Source organism: Brevibacterium sp. SIMBA_078 (assembly GCF_046534565.1).
Taxonomy (GTDB): Bacteria; Actinomycetota; Actinomycetes; order Actinomycetales; family Brevibacteriaceae; genus Brevibacterium.
Genome location: NZ_JAWRYQ010000066.1, coordinates 1 through 363, shown reverse-complemented (window position 1 = coordinate 363; position 363 = coordinate 1). Strand labels below are relative to the sequence as shown.

The following is a 363-nucleotide window of genomic DNA, read 5'->3' as shown; positions in this document are numbered from 1 at the left end:
ATGAATGGCAAAATTATTCATAAACGAATTAACTAATGTGCTTTTAGTTCTTTGGGGATTCTAAATGTTGACTTAACACCCTTATCCGTCAAATCTGTTATTACAATTCTGATTCCGCTTTGGAACGCATCTGAATATTGTTTCATCTCAAAAATCAGATCGAATACTGTTTGACCTCTCTCAGAGATATAGGTCTTATCAAGCGTTGCTTCTGGATGTAAACCAGCCTGATTTTCAGGGGCGCTCGAATCTGGATGTTCCCAATCCCAAACGAAACAGCTACCCGGGCGCTTTGAAAACTCAGCCTGTATAACTTCAAGTTCTTCCCACAGATGATTTAAATGAATAAAAGGCACTCCATCG

The 363-nt window shown here is 39.1% G+C and carries 1 protein-coding gene; it reads right to left on the bottom strand.

Going from position 1 to position 363, the window contains the following annotated elements; translation table 11 throughout:
• Positions 1 to 32: 32 nt before the first annotated feature.
• Positions 33 to 363, bottom strand: a 331-nt coding sequence (locus SB749_RS18890; RefSeq protein ID WP_410711652.1) for a hypothetical protein, incomplete at its 5' end; no start/stop codon positions are given.